This window comes from Pseudofulvibacter geojedonensis (assembly GCF_042675745.1).
Taxonomy (GTDB): Bacteria; Bacteroidota; Bacteroidia; order Flavobacteriales; family Flavobacteriaceae; genus Pseudofulvibacter; species Pseudofulvibacter geojedonensis.
This window is the reverse complement of sequence record NZ_JBHTJM010000009.1, coordinates 406,297-432,753: the sequence shown is the minus strand read 5'-3', so window position 1 is coordinate 432,753 and position 26,457 is coordinate 406,297. Positions and strand designations below refer to the sequence as shown.

At 30.2% G+C, this 26,457-nt stretch carries 19 protein-coding genes; 13 read left to right on the top strand and 6 right to left on the bottom strand.

Annotation, left to right across the window (positions count from 1 at the left end):
• Positions 1 to 13: 13 nt before the first annotated feature.
• On the top strand, positions 14 to 1,201 hold the full coding sequence (locus tag ACFQ1O_RS11560; protein ID WP_377716178.1) for a phosphoglycerate kinase: 1,188 nt from the start codon (positions 14 to 16) through the stop codon (positions 1,199 to 1,201).
• 56 nt (positions 1,202 to 1,257) lie between these two features.
• Here ACFQ1O_RS11560 and ACFQ1O_RS11555 read toward each other — a convergent pair whose 3' ends face one another.
• From ACFQ1O_RS11555 to ACFQ1O_RS11535, 5 genes are all read right to left on the bottom strand, one after another.
• The gene (locus ACFQ1O_RS11555) at positions 1,258 to 2,226 is read right to left on the bottom strand and encodes a DinB family protein (protein WP_377716177.1); all 969 of its coding nucleotides are present in this window, start codon (positions 2,224 to 2,226) and stop codon (positions 1,258 to 1,260) included.
• A 221-nt stretch (positions 2,227 to 2,447) separates the two neighbouring features.
• The gene (locus ACFQ1O_RS11550; protein ID WP_377716176.1) at positions 2,448 to 2,921 is read right to left on the bottom strand and encodes a hypothetical protein; all 474 of its coding nucleotides are present in this window, start codon (positions 2,919 to 2,921) and stop codon (positions 2,448 to 2,450) included.
• Between the two features lie 118 nt (positions 2,922 to 3,039).
• A complete protein-coding gene (locus ACFQ1O_RS11545) occupies positions 3,040 to 3,564 on the bottom strand; it encodes a GNAT family N-acetyltransferase (RefSeq protein ID WP_377716175.1) in 525 nt (174 codons plus the stop codon).
• The gene (locus tag ACFQ1O_RS11540) at positions 3,564 to 4,058 is read right to left on the bottom strand and encodes a hypothetical protein (RefSeq protein WP_377716174.1); all 495 of its coding nucleotides are present in this window, start codon (positions 4,056 to 4,058) and stop codon (positions 3,564 to 3,566) included. The genes ACFQ1O_RS11545 and ACFQ1O_RS11540 overlap by 1 nt, the downstream gene beginning before the upstream one ends.
• Before the next feature lie 189 nt (positions 4,059 to 4,247).
• Positions 4,248 to 4,526, bottom strand: a complete 279-nt coding sequence (locus ACFQ1O_RS11535; protein ID WP_377716173.1) for a hypothetical protein — start codon at positions 4,524 to 4,526, stop codon at positions 4,248 to 4,250.
• Between the two features lie 534 nt (positions 4,527 to 5,060).
• Between ACFQ1O_RS11535 and ACFQ1O_RS11530 the strand changes: the two genes are divergently transcribed.
• From ACFQ1O_RS11530 to ACFQ1O_RS11500, 7 genes are all read left to right on the top strand, one after another.
• Positions 5,061 to 6,845 carry a lytic transglycosylase domain-containing protein gene (locus ACFQ1O_RS11530; protein WP_377716172.1) on the top strand — a complete coding sequence of 595 codons (1,785 nt, stop codon included), beginning with the start codon at positions 5,061 to 5,063 and terminating at the stop codon, positions 6,843 to 6,845.
• Positions 6,846 to 6,904: 59 nt separating this feature from the next.
• Positions 6,905 to 7,888 carry a DUF4837 family protein gene (locus tag ACFQ1O_RS11525; protein WP_377716171.1) on the top strand — a complete coding sequence of 328 codons (984 nt, stop codon included), beginning with the start codon at positions 6,905 to 6,907 and terminating at the stop codon, positions 7,886 to 7,888.
• Between the two features lie 72 nt (positions 7,889 to 7,960).
• Positions 7,961 to 10,090: a Tex family protein gene (locus tag ACFQ1O_RS11520; protein ID WP_377716170.1), complete on the top strand. Its 2,130-nt coding sequence runs from the start codon at positions 7,961 to 7,963 to the stop codon at positions 10,088 to 10,090.
• A gap of 267 nt (positions 10,091 to 10,357) precedes the next feature.
• Positions 10,358 to 13,276 carry a sensor histidine kinase gene (locus tag ACFQ1O_RS11515; RefSeq protein WP_377716169.1) on the top strand — a complete coding sequence of 973 codons (2,919 nt, stop codon included), beginning with the start codon at positions 10,358 to 10,360 and terminating at the stop codon, positions 13,274 to 13,276.
• A complete protein-coding gene (locus tag ACFQ1O_RS11510; protein ID WP_377716168.1) occupies positions 13,273 to 14,022 on the top strand; it encodes a LytR/AlgR family response regulator transcription factor in 750 nt (249 codons plus the stop codon). The genes ACFQ1O_RS11515 and ACFQ1O_RS11510 overlap by 4 nt, the downstream gene beginning before the upstream one ends.
• Positions 14,023 to 14,123: 101 nt before the next feature.
• Positions 14,124 to 18,656, top strand: a complete 4,533-nt coding sequence (locus ACFQ1O_RS11505) for a beta strand repeat-containing protein (protein ID WP_377716167.1) — start codon at positions 14,124 to 14,126, stop codon at positions 18,654 to 18,656.
• A 25-nt stretch (positions 18,657 to 18,681) separates the two neighbouring features.
• Complete coding sequence (locus ACFQ1O_RS11500; protein ID WP_377716166.1) at positions 18,682 to 19,545, top strand: T9SS type A sorting domain-containing protein; 864 nt, start codon at positions 18,682 to 18,684, stop codon at positions 19,543 to 19,545.
• A gap of 251 nt (positions 19,546 to 19,796) precedes the next feature.
• On the opposite strand, the gene tatA is transcribed toward ACFQ1O_RS11500, so the two are convergent.
• Positions 19,797 to 19,988, bottom strand: a complete 192-nt coding sequence (gene tatA / locus ACFQ1O_RS11495; RefSeq protein ID WP_377716165.1) for a twin-arginine translocase TatA/TatE family subunit — start codon at positions 19,986 to 19,988, stop codon at positions 19,797 to 19,799.
• 95 nt (positions 19,989 to 20,083) lie between these two features.
• On the opposite strand from tatA, the gene ACFQ1O_RS11490 reads away from it, so the two are divergent.
• The 5 genes from ACFQ1O_RS11490 (at position 20,084) to rfbB (ending at position 26,431) form a co-directional block, all read left to right on the top strand.
• Positions 20,084 to 20,929 carry a murein hydrolase activator EnvC family protein gene (locus ACFQ1O_RS11490; RefSeq protein WP_377716164.1) on the top strand — a complete coding sequence of 282 codons (846 nt, stop codon included), beginning with the start codon at positions 20,084 to 20,086 and terminating at the stop codon, positions 20,927 to 20,929.
• A gap of 89 nt (positions 20,930 to 21,018) precedes the next feature.
• Positions 21,019 to 22,512, top strand: coding sequence for a GH3 auxin-responsive promoter family protein (locus tag ACFQ1O_RS11485; RefSeq protein WP_377716163.1), 1,494 nt, complete (start codon positions 21,019 to 21,021; stop codon positions 22,510 to 22,512).
• A 108-nt stretch (positions 22,513 to 22,620) separates the two neighbouring features.
• Positions 22,621 to 24,270 carry a DUF6909 family protein gene (locus tag ACFQ1O_RS11480; protein WP_377716162.1) on the top strand — a complete coding sequence of 550 codons (1,650 nt, stop codon included), beginning with the start codon at positions 22,621 to 22,623 and terminating at the stop codon, positions 24,268 to 24,270.
• A 9-nt stretch (positions 24,271 to 24,279) separates the two neighbouring features.
• Positions 24,280 to 25,386 (top strand): hypothetical protein, encoded by a 1,107-nt coding sequence (locus ACFQ1O_RS11475; RefSeq protein WP_377716161.1) that lies wholly within the window; start codon positions 24,280 to 24,282, stop codon positions 25,384 to 25,386.
• A complete protein-coding gene (gene rfbB / locus ACFQ1O_RS11470) occupies positions 25,379 to 26,431 on the top strand; it encodes a dTDP-glucose 4,6-dehydratase (protein ID WP_377716160.1) in 1,053 nt (350 codons plus the stop codon). The genes ACFQ1O_RS11475 and rfbB overlap by 8 nt, the downstream gene beginning before the upstream one ends.
• The last annotated feature ends 26 nt before the right edge of the window (positions 26,432 to 26,457 follow it).

The window sequence follows — 26,457 nt, the reverse complement described above, 5'->3', positions numbered from 1 at the left end:
AAAAATAAACAACATGACAACAATTCAAGATATCAACTTTTCGAATAAAAAGGCTTTAATAAGAGTAGATTTTAATGTGCCGTTAAATGACGAATTTAAGGTAACAGATGCTACTAGAATTGAAGCAGCGAAGCCTACAATTATTAAGATTTTAGAAGATGGAGGTAGTTGCGTATTGATGTCACACTTAGGAAGACCAAAAGGTGTTCAAGATGAGTTTTCTTTGCGTCACATTATCAGTAAAGTATCTGAAGTAATAGGTGTTGAATGTAAGTTTGTAAATAACTGCATAGGAGCAGATGCAGAAGAAGCTATAGCTAATTTACAAGATGGAGAAATTTTGTTATTAGAAAATTTACGTTTTCATGAAGAAGAGAAAAAGGGAGATAAAGCTTTTGCTGAGCAATTAGCTAAATTGGGAGATATTTATGTAAATGATGCTTTTGGTACTGCTCATAGAGCGCATGCTTCTACAGCAGTTATAGCTGAGTTTTTTGAAGGAAATAAATGTTTTGGTAATTTATTAGCCAAAGAAATTGAAAGTATAGATAAGGTAATGAAAACAGGTGAAAAGCCTGTTACAGCCATTTTAGGTGGCGCAAAAGTATCTTCTAAGATAACGATCATAGAAAATATTTTAGACAAAGTAGACCACATTATAGTTGGCGGTGGAATGACTTTTACTTTTATTAAAGCTTTAGGTGGAGAAATAGGAAACTCTTTAGTAGAAGATGATTATTTAGATTTAGCAAAAAGTATTTTAAAACAAGCTGAAGAAAAAGGAGTACAGATTCATTTACCAGAAGATGCATTAATTGCAGATGCTTTTTCTAACGATGCTAATACTCAGGTAGTTGATACAACTAAAATACCTGATGGTTGGATGGGCTTAGATGTAGGAGAAGCAACTAATAAAAAGTTTGCTGATGTATTAGCTAATTCTAAAACTATATTATGGAACGGGCCATTAGGAGTTTTTGAATTAGAAAACTTTTCTAAAGGCACGATAGCTTTAGGTAATGCTATTGCAAGTGCTACAAATAATGGTGCTTTCTCTTTAGTAGGAGGAGGTGATTCTGTTGCTGCTGCTAAGCAATTTGGATTTACAGATAAAGTAAGTTATGTAAGTACAGGTGGTGGTGCAATGTTAGAAAGTTTAGAAGGAAAAACATTACCAGGCATTGCAGCTATATTAGCTTAAAAATTATTGAATAAATTATATAAAAGCTCTCTTTTTGAGGGCTTTTTTTATGACGTTTATTCGTTTACTATTTTAATATAAGCAGACCAAGGACCTACTTCATTTTTATATTTTTTAGCCATTACCTTAGCTATTTGAGCAATATGCCCTAAGTCATGAGTTACCCATGTAGCTAGTAATTGTTGTAAAGTAACAGTGCCAAATTCGGGATGTATGCCTTCTTTAAGAAGGTCTTGTTCAGTTATTTTTAATGTTTTTAAAAAAATAAGATTTTCTTTCCTTAGTTTTTTGAACTCCATTAACAATTCATGAAGTGTTTTTCCCTTACTATTTTCAAACTGAGCAAAGCGATCAAAAGGGGCAAATTTTTTGTCGGAATGGTTTTCTAAAATAATCCGAGTTCTAGGTATCCAGTCAGTCTTTTCACCATGAATTAAATGTCCTATAATATCAAACGGACTCCAAGTATTTTCTCCTTCATTTTGATGAATCCAATTTTCAGGTAAATCTTTTAAGAACGAAATCAAAGTAGTTGGAGTTGAACTTAGTAAGCTAACAGCTTCATCAAGATTAAAACTTGAAATAGAGTTACAATTACTTTTTATTCTTTCTAGTGCTTTTGGAAAAGTCTCTTTCATAAAGTCTAAATGTTCGTCAAGAACATCTATTTCTACAGTAAGAATATTATAATCTTTTTCTTCCGTTAAGGTATAACTTTCTGAAGCTCCAGTCCATTTTTTAGTTTCATCATCAATAGCTATTTCCTTCCCCTCTTTTACCAATCCAATATGTTTAAAAAGGATGGTTTTATTGGGTATGTGTTTTTCTATATTACTGTAAATACCGTTTTTGTCTGGAGCAAGAAAATGTACAATACTCCCTTCTTCCCAATTATTAGTAACAGCATGAGAGCCTTCAAAAAAAACACCAGTCCAATTACGATAATAATGATCATTCCATAGTGCCTTCCAGATAAGCTTAGTATCTGCTTTAATGTCAATTGAAAAATGAAGTTTGTGTATCATAAATTCTAAGATACAAATAATCTTATTTGGTAAGAAAATATGAGTTTGCAAACAGTATAGATTAAGTAGAATCATCTGTTTTTACCCCATTGGTATTTGGATAATTCAGCCCAGGATTAATAAAATAGTAAAATGATAATCCTAATTAAGGAGTATTAAAAAAGAAACAGCTCGCTTTTTAATTAGCGAGCTGTTTTTAGTATTATATAGGTTTCAAATAACTAGAATTGATATCTAATACCTAAGGCAATATCTAAGTCTAAATCGTCACTGTATTTATCATCAAAACCTAATTCTGGTCGTATATCTAATGATAACAATAAAGGAATATCAAAATTATATTCTATACCTACATCCCCAGCAGCAAAAATGGCTGTACCACTTGAATCAGATTTATCATGACTCCAGCTTACAATACCTCCACCGGCACCAGCGTACCAGTTAAAATTTCCATCAATATTCCATACCCATTGGTAAAGTCCGGTTAATTTAAAAGCATCTACATCTTTAGAGTTTCTCCATCCTAAGTCAGCTTCTATTCTGTTATTACTGCCAATTGCTCTTTGATAAGATATTTCGGCACCTAACCCGTCGCTGTCACCTAAACGTAATCCGATAGCATTTTCTGAAATTTCTTGTGCGTTAACAAATAAACCAAAGCATAAAAATGTTAGTAATACTGTTATTTTTCTCATAATTATATATAGTTAAATGAATAATTCTAAATTAAAAAAGACAAATCTCAAAACAAAATTTATTTAAAGATTTGATATTAAAAAGTAAAGTTAAAAAAGGAGTGTTTACTAATATAAATTAATTTTTCACTAATTTATAAAGCATTAATAGTTCATTATCATCTGGTATTAAAATGTCTTTAATATAAACCAAACCTAATTTTTCTAATAATTTTTGTGAATTTAAGTTTTCTTTCATAGTAATAGCACTTAATTGTTTTATATTGAAATTAGTAATAGCAGCTTCTTTAATTATGTTAGCACTTTCATAAGCATAGCCTTGGTTATGATAATCTGGTAAGAAAGCAAAACCAATATCGATGCCTTCTACCCCATCTCTGTTAAATAAACCACATGTACCTATTTTTGCATTATCTTTTTTTCTAATTACAGTATAATTACCATAACCAAACTTATGCAATTGTGGTAACATTTTAGTTTTTATGTAGTTTTTAGCATCTTCAATAGTATGTGTTTTTCTATCGCCAATAAATTGCAACCATAAAGGTGTATTGTGTAATGCTAAAATAAATTCTGCATCATCTAAAGAAGTTGGCTTTAAAATTAATCTTTCAGTAGTAAAAGATAAGTATTTATTGTTCATTATCTAACTAGGTTGAATTTGGTTTCTAAATATTTTTGATTCCATTTACCATTAACATAATTACCAACAATAAAATTATAAGTATTATCATTTACATATTCCCACATATCTGTAACAATAGATTTTCCGTATAGATATTGGTATACAATATTCTTATTTTCTAAAAACACATTCCCTTTTGTAAGTCCGCCAAAAACATCGAACTCCCAAAACTCTATGGTATTGGTTTCTGAATTAAACTTTCTTATACCATGAGTTCTATTACCGTACTTAGTTTGTTCTTTATTAGTATACCCTTTAGCATTAGCAAGAATAATTGTTTTGTCTAGCGAGTAAGAAAATGTAACTTGTTGTTTAAATTTACTTCCGTCTCCCCAATTACCTTCTGCAAACCAAGTTTTATTAATCAAATTAGAAAAGGTTTTTTCTAATACATTTTCTTGAGCATTGGCAAAAAATGATAGGAAGCAGAGAATGTAAAATAGATTTTTCATTATTGAATATTTATGAACTAAGATACGAAGGTTTTATAAAATTAATAATAAAGGTAGGGTTTTTAAAAAGGTACTTGTTTCATTATTGTATTAAAGAATCTCGTGTAAGATTTTAATATTGGGTTCAAAGCTCTCTTCGGAGGGCTTTGTTTTTTATTTATCAAAATTTTTAAGAGTTAATATAACTGTTTAAGCAGCTTCTTCGCTGTTGTATAACAAATTACTAATATATTGGTAATTATTTTCTAAAGCAGTTCTACTTACAGTATTATCGTGAATAATAAACTCATCTATAGCCTCTCTTAAGGCTAACATGGCATTTAGTTTTACAGCAACTGGAATTTCAACAGAACTACTAGCCTCTTTAAAAAGTTCTAATATTTCTGCACCCAAACCTCTTTTTTCATCAATTGAATTTGATGAAGAAAGAATATGAATTTGTTTGTCTAATAAAGCTTGATGATTCATAGTAACTAACTATTGGTGTGCTTATAATTATTCAATTATTATGCCAACAGAATACTAAATGTATGAAAATAGTTTGTAAAAAACACGTTTTTCGTCGGATAATTTCAACACTTCATCTTTAAATAACTGTAAATTAACAATTTGTAAATATTGTGCAAGCATAAAAAATATTACTTTTGCGCCCGAATTTTTATAAATTGATTAGCCATTAATGATGTAAAAATTGAAAATAAAAAGCAAACTAAATGAACTTAAGGGAGTTGTATATTCAGCTAACTTTTTCATAACTCAAGCACAACTTTTAATTAATGATAACCGTGTTTTATTGAGTTAGATTTGTACTTGTTAAGTAGTAACGTTCTTTCATTGTGTTTATAATTTTGGGTTAATAAAATAAACTTATTTAGATTACTTAACAGAATTATTTTTGGTTGTACTTATAAAGCAGGACATTAGTCTTGCTTTATTTGTTTATGTTACGATTTAAAATTTTACACTATTTTAGCAAGAATTCCGTTGTAACCAATAAAAACTATGAAAATTCACTATATATTTTTCTTCTTATTAATTTCTATTTCTTACGGACAAGAAATTACATTAGACTCTGTTCCAGCACCTGAAAAAATAAAAGATACACTGATTGAGCAAGCTACTCAAATAGTACATAAGGATTCTGTAAAGAGAATAAATATATCAGAGAAAATAAAAGACAGCCTTTCTGTAGTAACAAAAGATACTCTTATAAAGAAGAATTTAGATTTAGTTAATAAAGAAATAATTGTTAAGCCAATTATAGATACCATACAAAAAGATGATGTTTCATTCATTAGAAGAAGAGAGAATGACTCTACTTATGTAGTTATAGATACTTTAGACGCTAAAGAGTTACTGAAAATAAAATTCGATAAGTTAAAAGCTAAAATTCAGAATGTACCAGATCACGATTATGCTAAAAATATAGATAGTCTTTGGCTTAAAGATTTGTATAGTAACGATTTATATGCAACAGTAAATAATATTCGATTAGCAGAGGTAACAGATACACTATATTACCCAGATTTACCTAAAGACACCTTAATAAATCGTTTGGCGAGGTTAAACGATAAAACACCTTTTCATATAGAATACAATCCTATTTTACATAGTGTTATTAAACGATTCTTAAAGAATAGAAAAAAATCTTTAGAACGCTTAATGGCTTTAAGTGAGTTTTACTTTCCTCATTTCGAAAAGATTTTAGACGCACATAACATGCCTCTAGAAATTAAGTATTTGGCAATTGTTGAATCTGCTTTAAACCCTAGAGCTAAATCTAGAGTAGGGGCAACAGGTTTATGGCAGTTTATGTATCCAACAGGTAAAGAACATGGCTTAGATGTAAATTCGTATGTAGATGAACGTAGCGATTTAGAAAAATCTACTATTGCAGCTTGTGAATATCTAACAAGAGTTTACAAACGATTTGGCGATTGGGATTTGGCATTAGCATCGTATAATTCTGGTCCTGGAAATGTATCTAAAGCCATTCGACGCTCTGGAGGACATGAAAATTATTGGAATATACGTCCGTTTTTACCAAGAGAAACTGCAGGATATGTACCAATATTTCAGGCCACTATGTATGTATTTGAATATGCAAAGGAACATAATTTTAAACCTGAAGTACCCGAAGTACGTTATTTTGAAACAGATACTATACGTGTAAGAAAGAAATTAGGTTTAGAGCATGTTTCTCAACTATTCGATATTAAGATGGAAGATCTTCAGTTTTTAAACCCATCTTATAAATTAGATATTATACCGGTAGTAAAAGGAGAGAATTATTTGTTGAGACTGCCAAAGCAATACATTGGTAAGTTTGTTTCTCATGAAAATGAAATTTACGATTATGCTCATCAAGCATTTAATACCAGAGAAAAACCATTAGATGATTTAGTAAATACTCCTAATAGAATTAGATATAGAGTTAGAAAAGGAGATTTTTTAGGAAAAATTGCAAGAAGATATGGAGTTGGAGTTAGTAAAATTAAACGTTGGAATGGTTTAAAATCTAATAACCTAAGAATAGGTCAGCGATTAATTATTTACCCAAATCATCCGATAAAAGTTCCTAAAAAGAAAAAATCTACTAATACAAGTTCGTCTAGTAGTAAAACTAGTTACAAAACAGCTGGAAGCTATAAAGTGCGCTCTGGCGATACACTTTATGGAATTGCTAAAAAATATCCAGGTGTATCTGCAGATAATATCAAACAACATAATAAACTCAGAAGCAATAGTTTAAAACCCGGAATGATTTTAAAAATACCAAAAGGGTAAAACGGTATTGTTTTTGATTAAATCTTTAACACTAAAGAACCATCTTATATACTTAAAAAATGAAGAAATTATTTTCTATTCTATTTGTAGTGATAGCCATTGCTGCTTGTAATGATAAAAAAAATGAAAAAAAAGGTAAGTCTCTTCCAGCCTCTGGCGGAACATTAAACAAATTAACTATTGTAACTACTAATAATTTATGGAATGGCTCTGTTGGTGATACAACGAGAGATATTTTTGCTGGAGTAGTTTATGGTTTACCACAGGAAGAACCTAGATTTGATTTAACGCAGATGTTACCTAAAGCTTTTCATGAGTTTGTTAAGAAAACAAGAACTTTTGTCGAAATTAAAGAAGGAGAAGAAAAAGGAGTTAAATATGTTACAGATGTATATGCCTCTCCACAGACAGGAATCATAATTACCGGAAAAAATAAAGAAGAAATTGTAGCAGTTTTAAAAGAGAATGCCACAGAAATGTTAGCTAAGTTAAAGCAGACAGAATTAGATTATAAGGTTGCTCAAATGAATAAGAATCCTTTTGATAAAGGAAATGTTATTAACGATGCTTTTGGTATAGATTTATCGGTGTTATTTAGTTATCGTGTAGCTAAAAATAAAGATAATTTTATGTGGTTGCGTAAAGACATTAAAAATGGTGATATGAATTTAATGATTTATGAGTTGCCTAAAAATTATATAAAAAATGACAGCTTAGCAATTACTAATATTGTAAAAATGAGAGATTCAATTGGTAAAGCTCATATTCCTGGTCCAATAGATGGTAGTTATATGATTACAGAAAAAGCTTTTACACCTATTATGCAACCTACAACCGTTGCAGGAATGAGTGCTTTAGAGACAAGAGGAACTTGGGATGTGAAAAATGATTTTATGGCAGGACCTTATGTGAATTATATCATTAACGACGATAAGAATAATAGGCAATTGGTAATAGAAGGGTTTACGTATGCTCCTCAGATTAATAAAAGAGATTTTATGTTTGAGCTAGAAGCTATGGTAAGGTCTTTGAAATTGAATTAAGAGATTTAAAATAATTAATAAAGGGCACCTTTTTTAAGGTGCTTTTTTATTTTTACAAAAATTGAATATAATATGACTAAACTTCAATATATATTAAAAGCTACACAGTTAAACGAAAATAGTATTAAAAACACACTTTCTTTATTAGATGAAGATGCAACAATACCCTTTATTTCTAGATATAGAAAAGAACAAACTGGAGGTTTAGATGAGGTAAAAATAGGTTTAATAGTAAAACATAAATTAGCTTTTGAAGAATTAGAAAAACGCAAACAAACCATTTTAAAAGCTATTGAAGAACAAGGTCAGTTAACAGATGTGTTAAGAGATAAAATAGAAAAGACTTCAGATCTAGCTATTTTAGAAGATATATACTTACCATACAAGAAAAAACGTAAAACAAAAGCCTCTGTAGCGAGAGAATTAGGTTTAGAACCCTTGGCCAAAATTATTATGGCTCAGCAAGATAATTCAGTTGAGTCTTCAGCAGATAGATTTGTAAAAGGAGATGTTAGTAGTATAGATAAAGCTTTAGAAGGTGCAAGATTTATTATTGCAGAATGGATAAATGAAAATGAGTATGTACGTAAAAAAATTCGTCGATTATATAGTCGAAAAGCAAGTATTAAGTCAACTATAATAAAATCAAAAAAAGAGGAAGAAAGTGCACAGAAATACCAACAATATTTTGACTGGGAAGAACCATTATACAAAACACCATCGCATAGATTATTAGCTATATTAAGAGCAGAGAAAGAAGGTTTTGTTCGTGTTAAAATAGAAGCAGATAAAGAGGAGGCTTTAGACATGATAGATGATACTATTATAAAAAATAATGCAAGCTCTTCTTGTTCAGATCAAATTTTTAAGGCGGGTGAAGATGCTTATAAGCGTTTACTCCAGCCAGCTATTGCTAATGAAATATTAAAAGAGGCAAAGTTAAAAGCAGATGAAAAAGCAATAGAAGTTTTTTCTAATAATTTGCGTCAGTTGTTGTTGGCCTCACCTTTGGGAGAGAAGAGAGTTTTAGCTATCGATCCTGGATTTAAAAGCGGATGTAAAGTAGTTTGCTTAGATGAGAAAGGAGATTTAAAACACAACGAAAATATTTATCCACATCCTCCACAACGAGAAGTAACACCAGCTATAAAAAAGATAAAATCGTTGGTGAATGCATATAAAATAGAAGCAATTGCAATTGGTAATGGTACGGCTTCTAGAGAAACAGAAGCTTTTATCAAAAAAATTGCTTTTACATCAGATATACAAGTGTTTGTTGTTAATGAAGCTGGGGCCTCGGTGTATTCAGCATCAAAAGTAGCAAGAGAAGAATTTCCTAATTATGATGTAACGGTTCGTGGTGCTGTTTCTATAGGGAGAAGGTTGTCAGATCCGTTAGCAGAGTTGGTTAAGATTGATCCTAAATCTATTGGAGTAGGTCAGTATCAACACGATGTAGATCAGACTTTACTTAAAAATGAGTTAGATACTGTTGTAATGAGTTGTGTAAACACTATAGGTGTTAACGTAAATACAGCTAGTGCTCCGCTATTGAGTTATGTGTCAGGAATAGGAAAAACGATTGCTGAGAATATTGTTGCCTACAGGACTAAAGAGGGAAGTATTCAGTCTAGAGCAGAGTTAAAAAAAGTGCCAAGATTAGGTAATAAAGCTTTTGAGCAATCTGCTGGTTTTTTTAGAATAAGAGATGGAAAGAATCCACTAGATAATTCGGCTGTTCATCCTGAACGTTATCAATTAGTAGAACAAATCACCAAGGATTTAGGTATTACCTTATCTAACTTAATAGCTAATAAAGATGCTATTTCTAAAATTAACAAGCAAAAGTATATTACTGATGAGGTTGGGTTGCCAACTTTAGAAGATATTATTAAAGAATTAGAGAAACCTGGAGTTGACCCAAGAGAAAAAGCACGTGTTTTTGAGTTTGCCAAAGACATTACAAAAATTGAAGATTTAAAAGCAGGAATGAAGTTACCAGGTTTGGTAAACAATATTACCAATTTTGGTTGTTTTGTTGATATAGGAATTAAACAAAGCGGATTGGTTCATATCTCTAAATTGGCTAATAAATTTGTTTCAGATCCTAATGAGGTAGTTAAACTCAATCAACAAGTTATGGTAACGGTTGTAGAAGTAGATTTGCAAAGAAAAAGGATACAATTAAGTATGATAGATTAATGATATAACAAAAAGAGAGCTAAAATAGCTCTCTTTTTTGTTTTGTAATTTTTTAGGGTATTATAGTTTTGGTGGGGTAATATATTTTTTTGGTTAGCCTAAATATAGGAATGTTTTTAGGTATCTTGCTTAAAAATGTTGTGAAACACCCATATTATGTTGTGAAACAAATAATAAAGATTTTTTAGCAATTCAGAACTTCATTTAAGCAATTCAAAAAGAGTTTTTAAAATTCATAATTGTAGTTTTGATATTTAAAACATTGATTTGTTAAAAAAGGGATTCTTTATAATACTATTTCTGTTTGTAGCAAAATTATTTGCTCAGCACCCTCTATACGTTCATCTTACAGAGAAAGATGGTTTGCCAGATATTGAGTTTTATGGTGTATTGGAAGATAAAGATGGGTTTATATGGCTAGCAGCAGATAAAGGTTTGTATAGGTATGACGGTAAAACGTTTAAGAATTATTCCCATCCACAAAAAAGAGGTCTATCTGTTTTCGGGTTAAAATTTGATAATAATGGGAGGTTATGGTGTAATAATATATCTGGACAATATTTTTATGTAGAGGATGACAAATTAAAGCTGTTTGCAGATTTAAAACATAATACTGGAGGGCAATTGGCTAGCTTTTTTTTCAGAGAAAAATCATTAGTAGTAAGTTGTTATCCTAAAATGTTCCAGGTTGATTTTCTTACAAAAGAAGAAACAGATCTATCAAAGTCTAATGAGTTAGTTGGTTATGGCTTTAAAGAACAAGATACTATTTTTAAGATTATAGGAGATACCTTAAAATCTAGTACCAATAAAACATTATTTAAAGTAAAACAAAACCTTACTAATGATAATGGTAAATATAGTTGGAATCATAAATACATACATAACAAATTGTTGTTATTTGGTTATGACTACTATGTAGAAGAACAAAAAATATTATTTAGTAAAGATGGAAAATTACGAGACTTAAAATTACATTCCTACGACAAAAAAATAAAAATAGTTGATGTCTTTGTTGATGATGATTTAGTTTGGTTTATTACCAATTCAGGTATTTATATTTATAAATATTTGGGTTCAGATTTTAAATTTGAAACTATTTTTTTTAAAGGAGAAGAAATAACAAGTGTAATAAAAGATAAAAAGGATAATTACTGGATTTCTACACTTAGAAGTGGTATTTATATAATACCTAACAAACATATTCAAAATCATAAATTACCCAAAGGTTTTGGTAACATTACAGCTTTAGAAAGGGTTGATCGTGATCAAATAATAATTGGTTCTACAAAAGGAAAACTAGCAATAGTAAATACAGACACTAACAAAGTTGTTACTTTAGATAGTTTATCTCATAAAAAGGTTTTCACCATAGCAAATAATGGTAAAAAAGAGGTATATGTATGCTTTGCTAATAAATCATTCATTTTAGATAAAACGAATCACTATAAAATAAAACCGACTAAAGTTGGTGAATTTCATAAGTTTAGCAATGCAAAAGACATTTCAGTTATAGATAGTACAAGATTTGTCATGTCTTCATATAGTTCTGCGTATATATGGAATAGATTTGACTTAAGTCATACCAATTTAAATGTTAAAAGGTCGTATACATCTCATTACAGTCCTTCTAAAAAAGAGATTTATGTAGGTTATGTAGATGGAGTAGAAATGTATAATGAAGACCTTATCTCAACTGAAATAAAATTAAATGGACAATCTATTTTTGCAATCGATATTGAAGAAACAGAAGATGGGGTTATTTGGATTTCTACTTTTAAAGACGGAATAATTGGAGTTAAGAATGGTAAAGTTGTAGCTAACTATACTATTAAAAATGGTCTTTTATCTAACCAAACCAATACAATAAAAGCTGATGGAATTTACCTTTGGGTTGTAACCGATAAGGCTATTCAAAAGTTTAATACAAGATCTAAAACTTTTGAAAACTTAACCAAAAAAGATGGTATTACTTCTTTTAATATATCAGATATTGTTGTTTTAGACGATAAGGTTTATTTTGGGTCTAATAAAGGTTTGTTTCAAATAGATAAAAAAGGAGCTTTTAAAAAGCATATATTATTAGATTTTTATTTTACAAATGTATTAGTTGAAGACGAATCGGTTGAAATTAAATCGAAGTATAATTTGCCGTCAGACGTTAATAAAATTCAGTTTCAATTTCATACAAATGGTTTTTTTTCTGAAGATGATGTTCATTACCAATATCGTTTAAAAGGAGCTTCAGATAATTGGACTTATGTTACAGATAATTCTCAGCAAATAACATTTAATAGCCTTTCTGCTGGCAAATACGATTTTCAGTTAAAAGGACTTGTAACTAGTAATGAATTAGAAACACCAGTTAAAACCATTCATATAAAAATAAATCAGCCGTTTTATAAAGACTGGTGGTTTATTGTTTTATGTATATTAACGGGGGGAGTAATAATAGTTACTTATTATAAAAATAAACTAAGGTTAAAGGAAAATGAAAAACAACTTCAATTAGAAAAAGCTGCTAAAGATAAAGAGTTGGTATTTTTAAAATTAGAGAATTTAAGTTCACAAATGAATCCTCATTTTATATTTAATGCACTAAACTCTATTCAAGATTATATATTATTGAATCAAAGAAATTTAGCAAGTGATTACTTAGGTAAATTTGCTGATTTAATAAGAATGTATTTACACCATAGTACCAAAGGAAACATCTCTTTATCTGAAGAGATAGAAGCTTTAAGTCAATATTTAGAGTTAGAGAAACTACGTTTTGAAGATAGTTTAGATTATCAAATAAATTTATCTAATGAAATAGACTCAGAAATAATAGAAATACCAACTATGCTAATACAACCATATGTAGAGAATGCTTTAAAACATGGCTTGTTGCACAAAAAAGATAATAGAAACTTAAGTATTTCATTTTCGTTAGAGGAAAAGCAGCAAAATTTATTATGTAATATTACAGATAATGGTGTAGGCAGAAAAAAAGCATCAGAATTAAAAGCTAAGCGCATACAATCACATCAATCTTTTGCAAGTAAAGCTACTAACGATAGGTTAGATTTGTTGAACTATGGAAAAGAGTACAAAACAAGTATTAAAATAATAGATTTATATACTAAAGAAGGAGAAGCCGCAGGAACTCAAGTATTAATTAGCATTCCTTATACCAAATTATGAAAGCAATATTAATTGACGACGAAAGAAGAGCTAGAAGTGTTTTAAAAATATTATTAGAAGAGAATTGTTCTAATATAAGTCAAATTTTAGAAGCCGAAGATTTGATTTCTGGTATAGAACTTATTAAAAAAGAACAACCTCAATTGGTATTTTTAGACATTGAAATGCCCCAACACTCTGGTTTAGAAATAATTGATTTTTTAGATAAGGAAATATATAATTTTGAAATCATTTTTGTTACAGCTTACAGCGAATATGCTGTTAGGGCTTTTCAGTTATCTGCTGTAGATTATTTGTTAAAACCTGCCAGACCTACACAAGTAAAAGAAGCTGTAGATAAAGCCATAAGTCAGATAGGAAAAACACAACTAAACAATAAACTAGAAGAGTTAAAAAAGAGTTTTATAGGTAAAGGTTTTAAAAAAATAGCTCTTCCGTTTTCTGATGGAATTAAGTTTGTAAATTTTGAAGATATAATTGTATTAGAAGCAGATGGAATGTATACCAAAATAACCATTTCCAAATCTCCTGAATTATTAGTTAGTAAACCTTTAAAGCATTTTGTTGAGTTATTAGAAAAGCAACCTATGTTTTATAAACCCCATCGTTCTTTTTTAATAAACCTTTCGTATATAAAAGAATATATAAAAAAAGAAGGTGGCTATATTGTTATGGATAACGATAAAACAGTTTCCATCTCTAAAGATAAAAAAGAGGAATTTATTAAAATAGTTAGTTGTTTGTAAATTTTCAGCAATTCAAAACAACATTTCAGCAATTCATAATAAAATTAACATAAGTTAAAAGCGATTTTTGTTTTCGTTAAAACTAATTGATTAATTATACTATGAAAACAAAATTATTTTTTTTATTTCTTTTCATAAATGGTATTCTATTTGCCCAAATACCTACAACAGGTCTAGAAGCTAATTATGAATTTACTAACGGAAGTCTAATAGATGGGGCTAACGGCAATCATTTTACTAAAACAGGAACTAGTTCAGTAAATGTTAATGACCGTTTTGAAACCGCTCATAATGCTATTGAGTTAAATGGTGACCATTTAACTAGACCAGATATCAACTTCCCGCATGATACTTTTGGTTATGGAAATCAAGCAAGTATTAGTTTTTGGATTAAAACATCAACTAATGATAGCGAAGTAAGAGCTATTTTTGATGATACCAACGGAAGAAGTAACCAAACAGATACCACATGGGCTGGTTATTATATTTATTTAAAAGATGGACAAATAGGTTTTTCGCTAAGAGTTCAATTTTCAGGCTTTTATAGTTATAGAGGAGGAGGACTTTTAGCCAATAAAGTTGTTAGTGATGGAAATTGGCACCATGTTGTATTTACAATAGCTAATAGTAAAAATTGGTCATCTTCAGGAATGACAAATTGGATTACAACTTCAGGTAGATTATATATCGATGGGGTAGATATGGGGTCTGCAGGAAATACACAAAGTAGTACAAGTTCATTAAGCTTAACACAATCGCATGATACAGCAGGAAATATAACTGTGGCGAATAACAGAACAAACAACTTACCAGACTTAAACAGGTATCATGATGTAATAGATGATATTAATATTTATACCAGAATAATTACAGCTGCAGAAGTAGCTCAATTAAATGTGAATAATTTTTGTTTTGCTCCAGATTCATCAATTGTATCTACCAGCTCTATTACGCATACAACAGCAACGGTAAATATAGCTAATTCAGGAAATTATGATATTGCTTATCATAAAAGTACAGATTCATTTTCATCTGCTGTCCAGCTAAATAATATAACTACTGGGTCATCCAATTTAACAGGTTTAGAGACTTTTACAGAATACAATGTCTATATAAGAGAACATTGTGCAAATAACACTACAGGTTGGTCTAGTCCTATAACATTCAAAACTACAAGAGATATTGGTAGAATTTATGTAAACCATTCTGCTACAGGAAATAACAATGGTATTTCTTGGACAAATGCTTATACTAATTTAGAAGATGCTTTAGCCAATACAGTTAATAATGAAGAGATATGGGTGGCTCAAGGAACTTATATACCAGATTCTGTAGATAGAGATATGTCGTTTGATATTGTAAATAGCGATATCAAGTTATACGGGGGATTTAACGGAACAGAAACTATGTTAGATCAACGTAACGCATTAACCAATATTACAATCTTATCTGGAGACTTACAGGCTAATGATGATTCTACAATCGAGTTTTCAAATTCAACTAGAAACGATAATTCATATAATGTTATCACTGTAAATAGTAATAACAGTTTAATTGATGGTTTTACTATAACAGGGGGGCATGCAAATGGTTCAAATTCAGAACACCAATCAGGAGCAGCTATTAATAAAACAACTTCAATTGCTAACTTAACAATTAAAGATTGTGTGCTAAAAAATAATGTTGCTGTAGGGTCTGCTGCTGCAATTCAGTCAATATTTGGAGCTAATGGAACGCTAACGATAACAAATTCAACTTTTCAAGACAACTTAGCTAGACACGGAACAGCGATATATAGTTATACGGGTAATAATAGAGTAGTTACATCTAATATTACAAATAGCTTATTTTATAACAATGTGGCTAAAGATAATGGCAGTACAAAAGGGTATGCTGGTAGTGCAGGTTGGTTTAGAGCCTATGGATCTAATTCAACTTACAATTGTAATTTAGTTAACAATACATATTATAATAATACGCAATTAGGTACAAGTTCAGGTTTAAATAATTTTAATAGATCAGTTGTAGGAATGGGATATACTTCTGGTACATTAAATGCAGATGTTTCTAACTGTATCTTTTGGGGAAATACAACAAGCGGAGGAGTTACTGCAAAATCAATTGCTCAAATTCATACTAATTTAGGCCAAAATATAACAGTAAGCAATAGTATAGGTCAAGATGCATTCTCTACAATTTCATCAAGTAATTTAACGAATGTTAGTAGTGCAGATCCATTATTTACAAATACCTCTAATGCAGATTTTACACTTCAAACTAGCTCACCAGCAATCGATTCAGGTAATGGTGCTAAAGTGCCAGCAGGAATTACAACCGATTTAGCTGGAAATCCAAGATTTTACAATGGAGCTGTAGATATGGGGGTTTATGAAAAAACATGTACATCTACATGTTATACTTTAACTATAAATGTTATAGGAAACGGACATGTAGAAAATGGTGGAAGTATAATGAGTGCTCAATCATTATTTGATCAAAATACGGTATTATCTTTAGTACCTGTAGGAAGTGCTGGTTATGGATTTTATGAATGGAGTGGTGATGCCACAGGCAATAACAATCCGTTAGCATTGACAATTGATTCAGATAAAACGATAACAGTTACATTTACAAGTATTCCAGTATTTGTAGATATAAATGCTACAGGAGCTAACGATGGAAGCTCTTGGGCAAATGCTTTTACAGATTTACAGTCTGGTATACAAGCAGCAGCATCTACTACTCTAAAACAGGTTTGGGTAGCTAAAGGAACATATAAACCTCATGCTTCAGATAGAAATGTTTCATTTAATTTTAATGTTGGCAATTTAACAGTTTACGGAGGTTTTGCAGGAACAGAAGTTGTATTATCGGAAAGAGATTTATCTCTAGTTCATACTACTAACGAAACCATTTTAAGTGGTGATTTATTAGGAGATGATGATACCAATATTACATATAATAATACAACACGCGATGATAATAGTTTAAGGGTTTGTTATGTGTCCGGTGATAACACAATAATAGATGGTATTTCTATATCTAGTGGTTATGCAGATTCTGCAAGCGGTGAAGGACGTTATGGTTCGGGATTATCTATTTCACCTACAGTATCTTCTTTTCATATTAAATATTCTTTTATTAAAAACAATATAGCTTGGTGGGGAGCAGGTTTGAATTTAAATTCTGACGCTGGAATTTCAAACATGACTATTGAGTCGTGTATTTTTGAAAATAACCTTAGTTCTTCTTCAACTTGTTTTTATGCAATACCTAGAACAAACAGAACTATGTATTTTTATTTGTATAACAGTTTATTCAAAAACAATAAAACTCAAGATAACGGATCAACAAGAAAAGCAGGAGGTTCTAGTGCTGGTTGGATAAGAGCTTATTACAGTGGGTCTAGTGTTATTGCATCTGTTTCTAATAATACGTTTGTAAATAATGTTAACGAAGGAACTAATACTTCAGATTTCGGAACTTTAGGTTTAAGCAGGCAAAGTGGTACATTCTCTACATTCCATATGTATAATAATATTTTCTGGGGAAATACAACTAATGGAGGTGCTTCAGCTTTAGCTTTAGGGAAGATTACTGATACTAACCTACCGTCTAATGCAACAGTAAATAATAGTATAGACAATACTAATTTTAGTAACATTACTAATAAAAATAATACATCAAATGCAGACCCATTATTTACAAATACTGTTAATAATGATTTTACACTACAATCAGGATCTCCAGCAATAGATTCAGGGAATAATAATTCTATCCCTAATTCGATTACAACAGACTTAGCGGGAAATACTAGAATTATTAACGGTACAATAGACATGGGTTGTTATGAAAGATTAAACTTATCTATAAAAATATCACCCACGGCCTTATTACAAGGAGCAATGTTGAATAATGGCGGAGGAAATTTAATGCGAGATGATTTACGAGTTGGAGGGTTTATACCAACTACCAGTCCTTATGCAGATGCTTTAGCATGTAATGCCTCTGTATTTACTGCAACAGGTAATGATGCTATTGTTGATTGGGTATTTGTAGAATTAAGAGATAAGAATGATAATACATCAGTATTGCATAGCCAATCTGCTTTATTACAAAGAGATGGAGATGTAGTAGATGTAGATGGAACCTCTTCATTGAGTTTTAATACTTCTGCAGATGATTATTATGTAGCCATTAAACACAGAAACCATTTAGGAATAATGAGTTCAACGGCAATTACTTTATCAAGTACACCAACTACAGTAGATTTTACAGATGCCAATAACCAGATTACTCATGGTAGTGATGCACAGACTTCTTTTGGTATGCCAGCTGGATTATTAGGTATGTGGGCAGGTAATGTAAGTGGAGGAACAACAGTACGATATCAGGGTTCTGGTAACGATACCAATACTATTAAAGATAATGTATTAGCAGAAGCAGGAAATACAACAAATAGTAATTTATATTCATATACTGGATATGATGCGGCCGATGTTAATTTAGATGGAACAATTAAGTATCAGGGTTCAGGAAATGATGCCAACACTTTAAAAGATGTTGTTTTAGCACACCCAAATAACCAGAGTTCGCCATCTAATCTGTTCATAATCACAGAGCAATTACCTTAATTTAAAATCTAAAGAAATAAAAGAGATGAAAAAGATATATATAGCTTGTACTTTATTAGCAATGACTTTTGGAGTTAAAGCCCAAAACATGAATTACAGTTTAAGTCACATTGGTACAAATGCCAATGGTAACTTAGAAATGGCATTAGTAGCGACGCCCGATTTTACAGAAACCAACGGAAACTCATCAGATATGGGGGCAGTTGTATCGATAGCAGGAGGAGCATATTTATTACCAGGAAACACTGGTTTTGTTAATAATTGTGTATTTACTCCACCTGCAAGTAATGTGTGCGATTATGCCATACCTGCAACCGAGTGGGATGCTACTTATTTGGCAGGTCCATCTGCATCTAGCGGAAATTTTGTATACCAGTTATTAAGAACACCTGGGGCAACCAATGTATTTTTTGACGCAGAAAGTGGTACACCAATTATCATGGCTGTATTTCAGGTAACAACCGGATCTGGAGCACCAACAACCGGAAGTATATCTATAATCGATAATAGTGATGCTTTAATTAGCTCAGAACCAAATGAGAACTTTTTAAATATCAATTATCCAACGGCTACTTCAGGAAGTACACAAGATATATTAGGAACTGTAAATACTACTCCTTTTTCTTTTGCAGCATTAAGTACAAGCGATGTTTCATTAAACTTAAATGAGGCAGTATTATCTCCTAATCCAACAAAAGGATCTTTTGTGGTAGAGGGATTAAAGACTGTAGCATCAGTGTCAATGTACAGTGTAAACGGAAAGAAGATTTTATCTGTAGATAATTACCAAGGAGAATCTATAAATACATCAAATGTATCTTCAGGGTTGTATTTGGTATCAATAGAATCAGAAGGTTCTAAAGAAGTAAGAAGATTAATGATTCAGTAATTTTAAATAATTAGTAAGTTGTATAATAAAAAAAAGGCGCTCTCCAGCGCCTTTTTTTATCCCAAATTTACTATGAAGACATTATAGTAATGTTTACTCACTTATATATACCCTAAAATAGGGTTTTGTTACCCACATTTTTAATTTTTTTTAAAAAAAATACACAAAGAGGTGATTTTCAGTAATTTATAAAAACAAAAAGCCTTTTTAACGTATGATTAAAAAGGCTTAACTTTTATTGAAAAGTATTTTTACTCTTTTGAGTCTTCTATTTTTTTGTCTTCTTCATCTTTGGTTGCTTTTTTAAATTCTTTAATTCCGCCACCTAGTCCTTTCATTAATTCAGGAATTTTTTTACCACCAAAAAGTAATAAAATACCCAAACCTATTATTACCCATTGCCATGGTCCTACAAATCCTAAAAATATTCCTAATGAAATCATAATCTTTTATTTTGAGTTACAAAATTAATAATAAAAGTTTAAATCCGTTGTTTTAAGTAGAAATTTAGTGTATCAAAAGCTATATTTGTATTGTTATGACAAACAAAAAGCGAAAATTAAAACAAAAATTACTTGATAAGTACCGTTTAGTTATTTTAAATGATAATACTTTTGAAGAAAAGATATCTTTTAACTTAACTCGTTTAAATGTTTTTGTTTTTTTTGGTTTTTCTGCTATAGTATTAATAGGTTTGACAGCATTATTAATTGCATTTACTCCTTTGAGAGAGTATATACCAGGTTATTCTTCAACACAATTAAAAAAAGATGCTAAGAGTTTAGCAGAAAAGGCAGACTCTTTAGAAATGGCTTTAAAAATTCAAAAAAGGCAATTAAATTCAATAAGAAAAGTATTAGTAGGAGATGTTTTTCCAACTAAAGAAGAAGAGCAAGTAGATTCTACTTCAGGAAAAAAGTTTGAATCTTTACCAACTTCTGTATCCGATTCATTATTAAGAGAAGAGGTAGCAAGAGAAGATAAATATAACTTGTTTGAAAAAGATGAAGCAAATAACTTTGTTCTATTCCCTCCAGTAAAAGGGAGTATTACAGAACCGTATAACGCAAAAGAAAAGCATTATGCAGTAGATATTGTTGTTGCAGAAGGAACTCCAATTAAATCTGTAGCTGATGGAACAATTATTTTTTCTGAGTGGACAGCAGAAACAGGTTATGTAATAATAGTAGAGCATGCCAATAACTTGCTATCGGTATACAAACACAATCAATCATTAAATAAATCTCAAGGAGATTTAGTAAAATCTGGAGAAGTTATTGCTTTTTCAGGCTCAGGAGGGAGTTTAAGCACAGGGCCGCACTTGCATTTTGAATTATGGAGCAATGGGTATGCATTAAATCCCACTCAATTTATAGCCTTTTAATATGAAATGAGCTCGATAATTTTTTAGAAGTTAAGTAAGATGATTAATGGCGAATTGCATCTGACTATTAAAAAAATAAGATTTCACACATGAGTTTAAAATCAATATTAGCAATTCCTTTTGCTTTAAGTGTAAAAAGGAAAATGAACAAGTGGATTCATAACCCACATAAAGCACAGGAACGAGTATTTAAAGAACTAGTTAGTAAAGCTAGTGGAACAGTATTTGGGAAAGATCATGACTTTACTAGTATTAATAATTACCAAGATTTTGTAAAAAGAGTTCCAGTAAGAGATTATGAAGCTTTAAGGGCTTATGTTGATAGAGTAGTTGCCGGTGAAGAAAATATACTATGGCCTAATAAGCCATTGTATTTTGCTAAAACATCGGGAACTACTTCTGGGGCAAAATATATCCCTATTACAAAAGAATCTATGCCAACGCATATTACCAATGCTAGAAACGCTATTATGTGTTATATAGCAGAAACAAAAAATAGTAAGTTTGTAAATGGTAAAATGATATTCTTACAAGGTAGCCCAGTTTTAAACGAAAAAAATGGTGTTCAGTTAGGAAGATTATCAGGTATAGTTGCTCATTATGTTCCTGCATATTTACAGAAAAACAGATTGCCTAGTTGGGAAACCAATTGTATAGAAGACTGGGAAACCAAAGTAAATAAAATTGTAGAGGAAACGATTAATGAGGATATGAGTATTATTTCTGGTATTCCGTCTTGGGTACAAATGTATTTTGAAAAATTGATTGAAAAATCTGGAAAACCAGTAGGAGAATTGTTTAAAAATTTCAATTTATTTATATACGGAGGAGTTAATTACGAACCGTATAAAAAGAAGTTTGAAAATTTAATAGGAAGAAAAGTAGACGCTATAGAGTTGTATCCAGCATCTGAAGGTTTTTTTGCATTTCAAGACTCTCAATCTGCTAATGGAATGTTATTACAGTTAGATTCAGGTATTTTTTATGAATTTATTAAAACTGATGATTTTTTCTCTGAAAATCCAAAACGTATTACCTTGAAGGATGTAGAAATAGGTGTAAATTATGTAATGATTATTTCTACTACTGCCGGACTTTGGGGATATAACATAGGAGATACTGTAAAATTCACATCTACTAAACCTTATCGAGTAATAGTTTCAGGAAGGGTAAAACATTTTATTTCTGCTTTTGGAGAACATGTTATTGGTAAAGAGGTAGAAGAAGCTTTAAAAGAAGCTGTGGTAAATACAGATATTAGTATTAATGAATTCACAGTAGCTCCTCAAATTAATCCGCAGTCTGGATTGCCATTTCATGAGTGGTTTATAGAATTTGAAAATGAACCTAATGATATTTCTACTTTAGCTTTAAGTATAGACGCGGCATTACAAAAGCAGAATTCATATTATTTTGATTTAATAGATGGTAAAGTGTTAAAACCATTGGTAATTACTAAAGTTAAGAAAAACGGATTTCAGAATTATATGAAGTCAATAGGAAAATTAGGAGGACAAAATAAACTGCCAAGATTAGCAAATGATAGAAAAATAGCAGATAAATTAATAGATTTCTGTTTGTAATTAAACAATTTAAGTATAATCAATTAAGGGGTAAATCTAATAAATTACCAAGGCAGAATAAAGGTTGTATATGAAATGTTATATTTGTTATGAGTTTAGAAAAGATATATGAGTAAGATAAAACCATTAATTAGAACCAGAGCACAAGAAAGTTCTAATGCTATAGAACGTTTATACGTTACCATGAGACACTTGTTTAATAGGGGTTTTTACAAACCAATGGGTGTTTCTGGAGATACGTTAAGAGAAGCTTTGTTACAATTAAGACCAGAGATTTACGGGTCTATTGCAGAAGAAAAAGTTGAGTTAAACGGATTAAAATACGTTATAGATAGACTTCCAATAGGAATTGAAGAGTGTAGATATATTAATTTAACTTCAGATGAAGGGTATTCTAAATCACATTTTGAAGTAATTATTCCATCAAAAAGAAGAAGAAACTGTTATCGTATAGATGATGAGCAGATGAATATTGAGATCACTCGTGGTCGATCAGAAATTTACGATATATTAACTCATTTAACTTTTTTATTTATAGAGTCTCATAAAATAATGGACCAAGTACTTATAGATGAAAAAGGGCAAGTTACTAGAGATTGGATTAAGCTAGAAAAGGCGGTTAATACAACAAAGAAATTAACCCTAAAAGAGCGAGAAATAGCGTTAACACATACAGCTAATATATTAGGTAGAACTTTTGCTGAGGTATCGGATATTTATGATGATTATGCCGATTCTAAAAATCCAGATAGATTCTTAAGTATTATTTATTGGTTAGGAAAATTGGCTTTAGAAGAAGAAACTGGAAAAGAAAAAAGAATTGTTACTTTTAGTCCAGTTTTAAGAGAGCGTTTAGGACACCATATTCATGGAGAAATATGGGCAAATAATATAAAAGAAACGTTGTTTAATAACGGATTATTAGATAAAAAAATACATATTATTAGTGCAAATATGCATAGTGTAATGAACACGTTGTATGTACCTAACGCTTTGAAAACTGAGTTAAAGAAAAAATCGCTTTTTGAAGTTTATGAAGCTTTGAGCGAATCAAAAAACAATACCTTACGCAATAAAGTTACAAAAGAAGCGTTGGGTAACGGAATGATTTATTTGCAAGATGAATCTGGAGCAAATATTAATGTACAGATTTTTGATTTGTCTAAATTAGAAAAGAAAAATGAAGACATTATTATTGTAATGGATTATGCTTTTGGAGAGCAAGCCTATGAGACTATAGATGAATTATTAAAACCGTTTAAGAAAGACGAAAATAATATTCATTTAAATGTAGATTCTGTTTCAATTATGGGGAAAGCAGGTATATTAGAAGGGGGAAAAGGAGATGTTATGATACCTTCTGCACATATATTTGAGGGAACTGCAGATAATTATCCTTTTGAAAATGAATTAAAAGTATCTGATTTTGAAAAGGATGATATAAAAGTTGTTTCTGGGTCGATGATATCGGTATTAGGAACCTCATTACAGAATAAGGATATTTTAAAATTCTTTTACAATTCTACTTGGAATGTAATTGGATTAGAAATGGAAGGAGCGCATTATCAAAAAGCAATTCAATCTGCTTCTAGAGTAAGGGGTAGTATTGGCAAAGATGTAAAAGTACGTTATGCTTATTACGCATCAGATAATCCGTTAGAAACAGGAAGTACTTTAGCTTCTGGAGGTTTGGGGACCACTGGAGTAAAGCCAACATATATCATTACAGAAAAAATATTAAACCAAATTTTAAACTAATAATAATCCATGGGGGATAATAGCAACTTACCGCGAAAGAATTCAGAAGAAATAGATTTAATACAGTTATTTGGTTTTTTTGAACAGAAAATTAAAGGTTTTTTTAAGGGGATATTTTCAATTTTTAATTGGGTGTTCTCTTCAATTATATATGGACTAAAATCTCTTCAAAAAAATATCAATATATTGGGTCCATCACTAATTCTACTATTAGTATTAGGTGTTTTTTTAGATAAAAAAGAAGATCCGAAATATTCTTCAGAAATGTTAGTTCAACCCTATTTTGAAGCTAAATATCAATTATATGCTAACATAGAATATTATAATTCTTTATTAGCAGAGAAAGATTATGAGACTTTATCAAGCATATTTGGAATAAATATAGACCAAGCTAAAAAAATTAAAGAGTTTGAAATGTTTCCAGGGCCTGAAACAGAAAATCAATTAAGAAAAGAATACTATGATTTTGTAGAAGATATAACTTTAAAAAATACTCATTCAATTGATGGAAATGGTATTGAAGAAAATTCAAAAGTAGTTTTAGATATTTCTTTTGAAGAATTTGTTGAAGGTAGAAGCATCTATTCTAGCAATAAATATATGATTAAAGCGGTTTCTAGTAAAAAAGATATTTTTAAGTATTTAGAAAAGGGTTTAAATAATTCCTTTGATAATCAATATTCTACAAAGAATATGAAGAAAAGAGATTCTATAATATCTTTAAGAAAAACAACCATTGAGAAAACAATAGCAGAAATAGATTCTCTACAAAAAGTATATGTTGAGGCTTTTAAAGAAAATGTAAAAGCAACATCTTCTCAAATAAAAGTAGGGGAAGAAGGCTTTGCTTTAGCAGACTCTAAAGTAGAAACTAGAGAGTTTGAATTGTTAGAAAAGAAAAACAAACTGTATGAAGAATTAAGAACCTTACAAGAAAGTAAGGTTGTAGAAGATACATTTTTTGATGTTATATCTAGTTTTCCTGAAATAGGAAAGCTTGAAGCTGTTCCTTTCTATAAAAGAAAAATGATAATTTTACCCATTTTAGGTTTTATATTATTTGTTTTAGGGCTTTTTTCTATCAAAGCTTATAGATTTATAGAAAAATATGAGTAAAAAGAGTATATTAATTACTGGTGGAGCAGGTTTTATAGGTTCGCATGTAGTGCGATTATTTGTTGAAAAATATAGTAATTACCATATATATAATTTAGACTCGTTAACCTATGCAGGTAACCTTGAGAATTTATCTGATATAGAATCAGCAGCTAATTATACCTTTTTAAAAGGTGACATAATAGATGAGGAATATATTAACAACATATTTAATCAATATAAATTTGAAGGAGTTATTCATTTAGCAGCTGAATCACATGTAGATCGTTCGATAAAAGATCCTTTGGCGTTTGTAAGAACCAATGTGCTAGGAACTATAAACCTTTTAAATGCGTTTAAGAATACGTGGAAAGGTAATTTTAACGAAAAATTATTTTATCATATTAGTACAGATGAGGTTTATGGAACATTAGGAGAAACAGGCTTGTTTACTGAAACCACTTCTTACAACCCTAACTCGCCTTATTCTGCTTCTAAAGCTAGCTCAGATCATTTTGTGAGAGCGTACGGAGAAACTTACGGAATACCCTTTATAATTAGTAATTGTTCAAATAACTATGGAGCGAATCAGTTTCCTGAAAAACTAATTCCTTTATTTATCAATAATATTATTAATAATAAACCATTGCCTGTTTATGGTGATGGAAATTATACAAGAGATTGGTTATACGTAGTAGACCATGCGGTAGCTATAGATTTAATTTTTCATAGAGGGAAAAACCATGAGACGTATAATATAGGAGGTTTTAATGAATGGAAAAACATAGACTTGGTAAGAGTTTTATGTACTCAGATGGATGATAAACTAGGAAGAGAAAAAGGAAATTCAGAAAAACTAATTACGTTTGTTAAAGATAGACCTGGACACGATTTAAGATATGCTATAGACGCTTCTAAAATTAATAAAGAATTAGGATGGAAACCATCTGTTACTTTTGAAGAAGGATTGAAAAAAACTATTGATTGGTATTTGAATAATGAGAATTGGTTAAAAAATGTAACATCTGGTAAATACCAAGAATATTATAGTAAGCAATATAGTTAAAAGTTTTCTATTCTTGAAGAAATAAA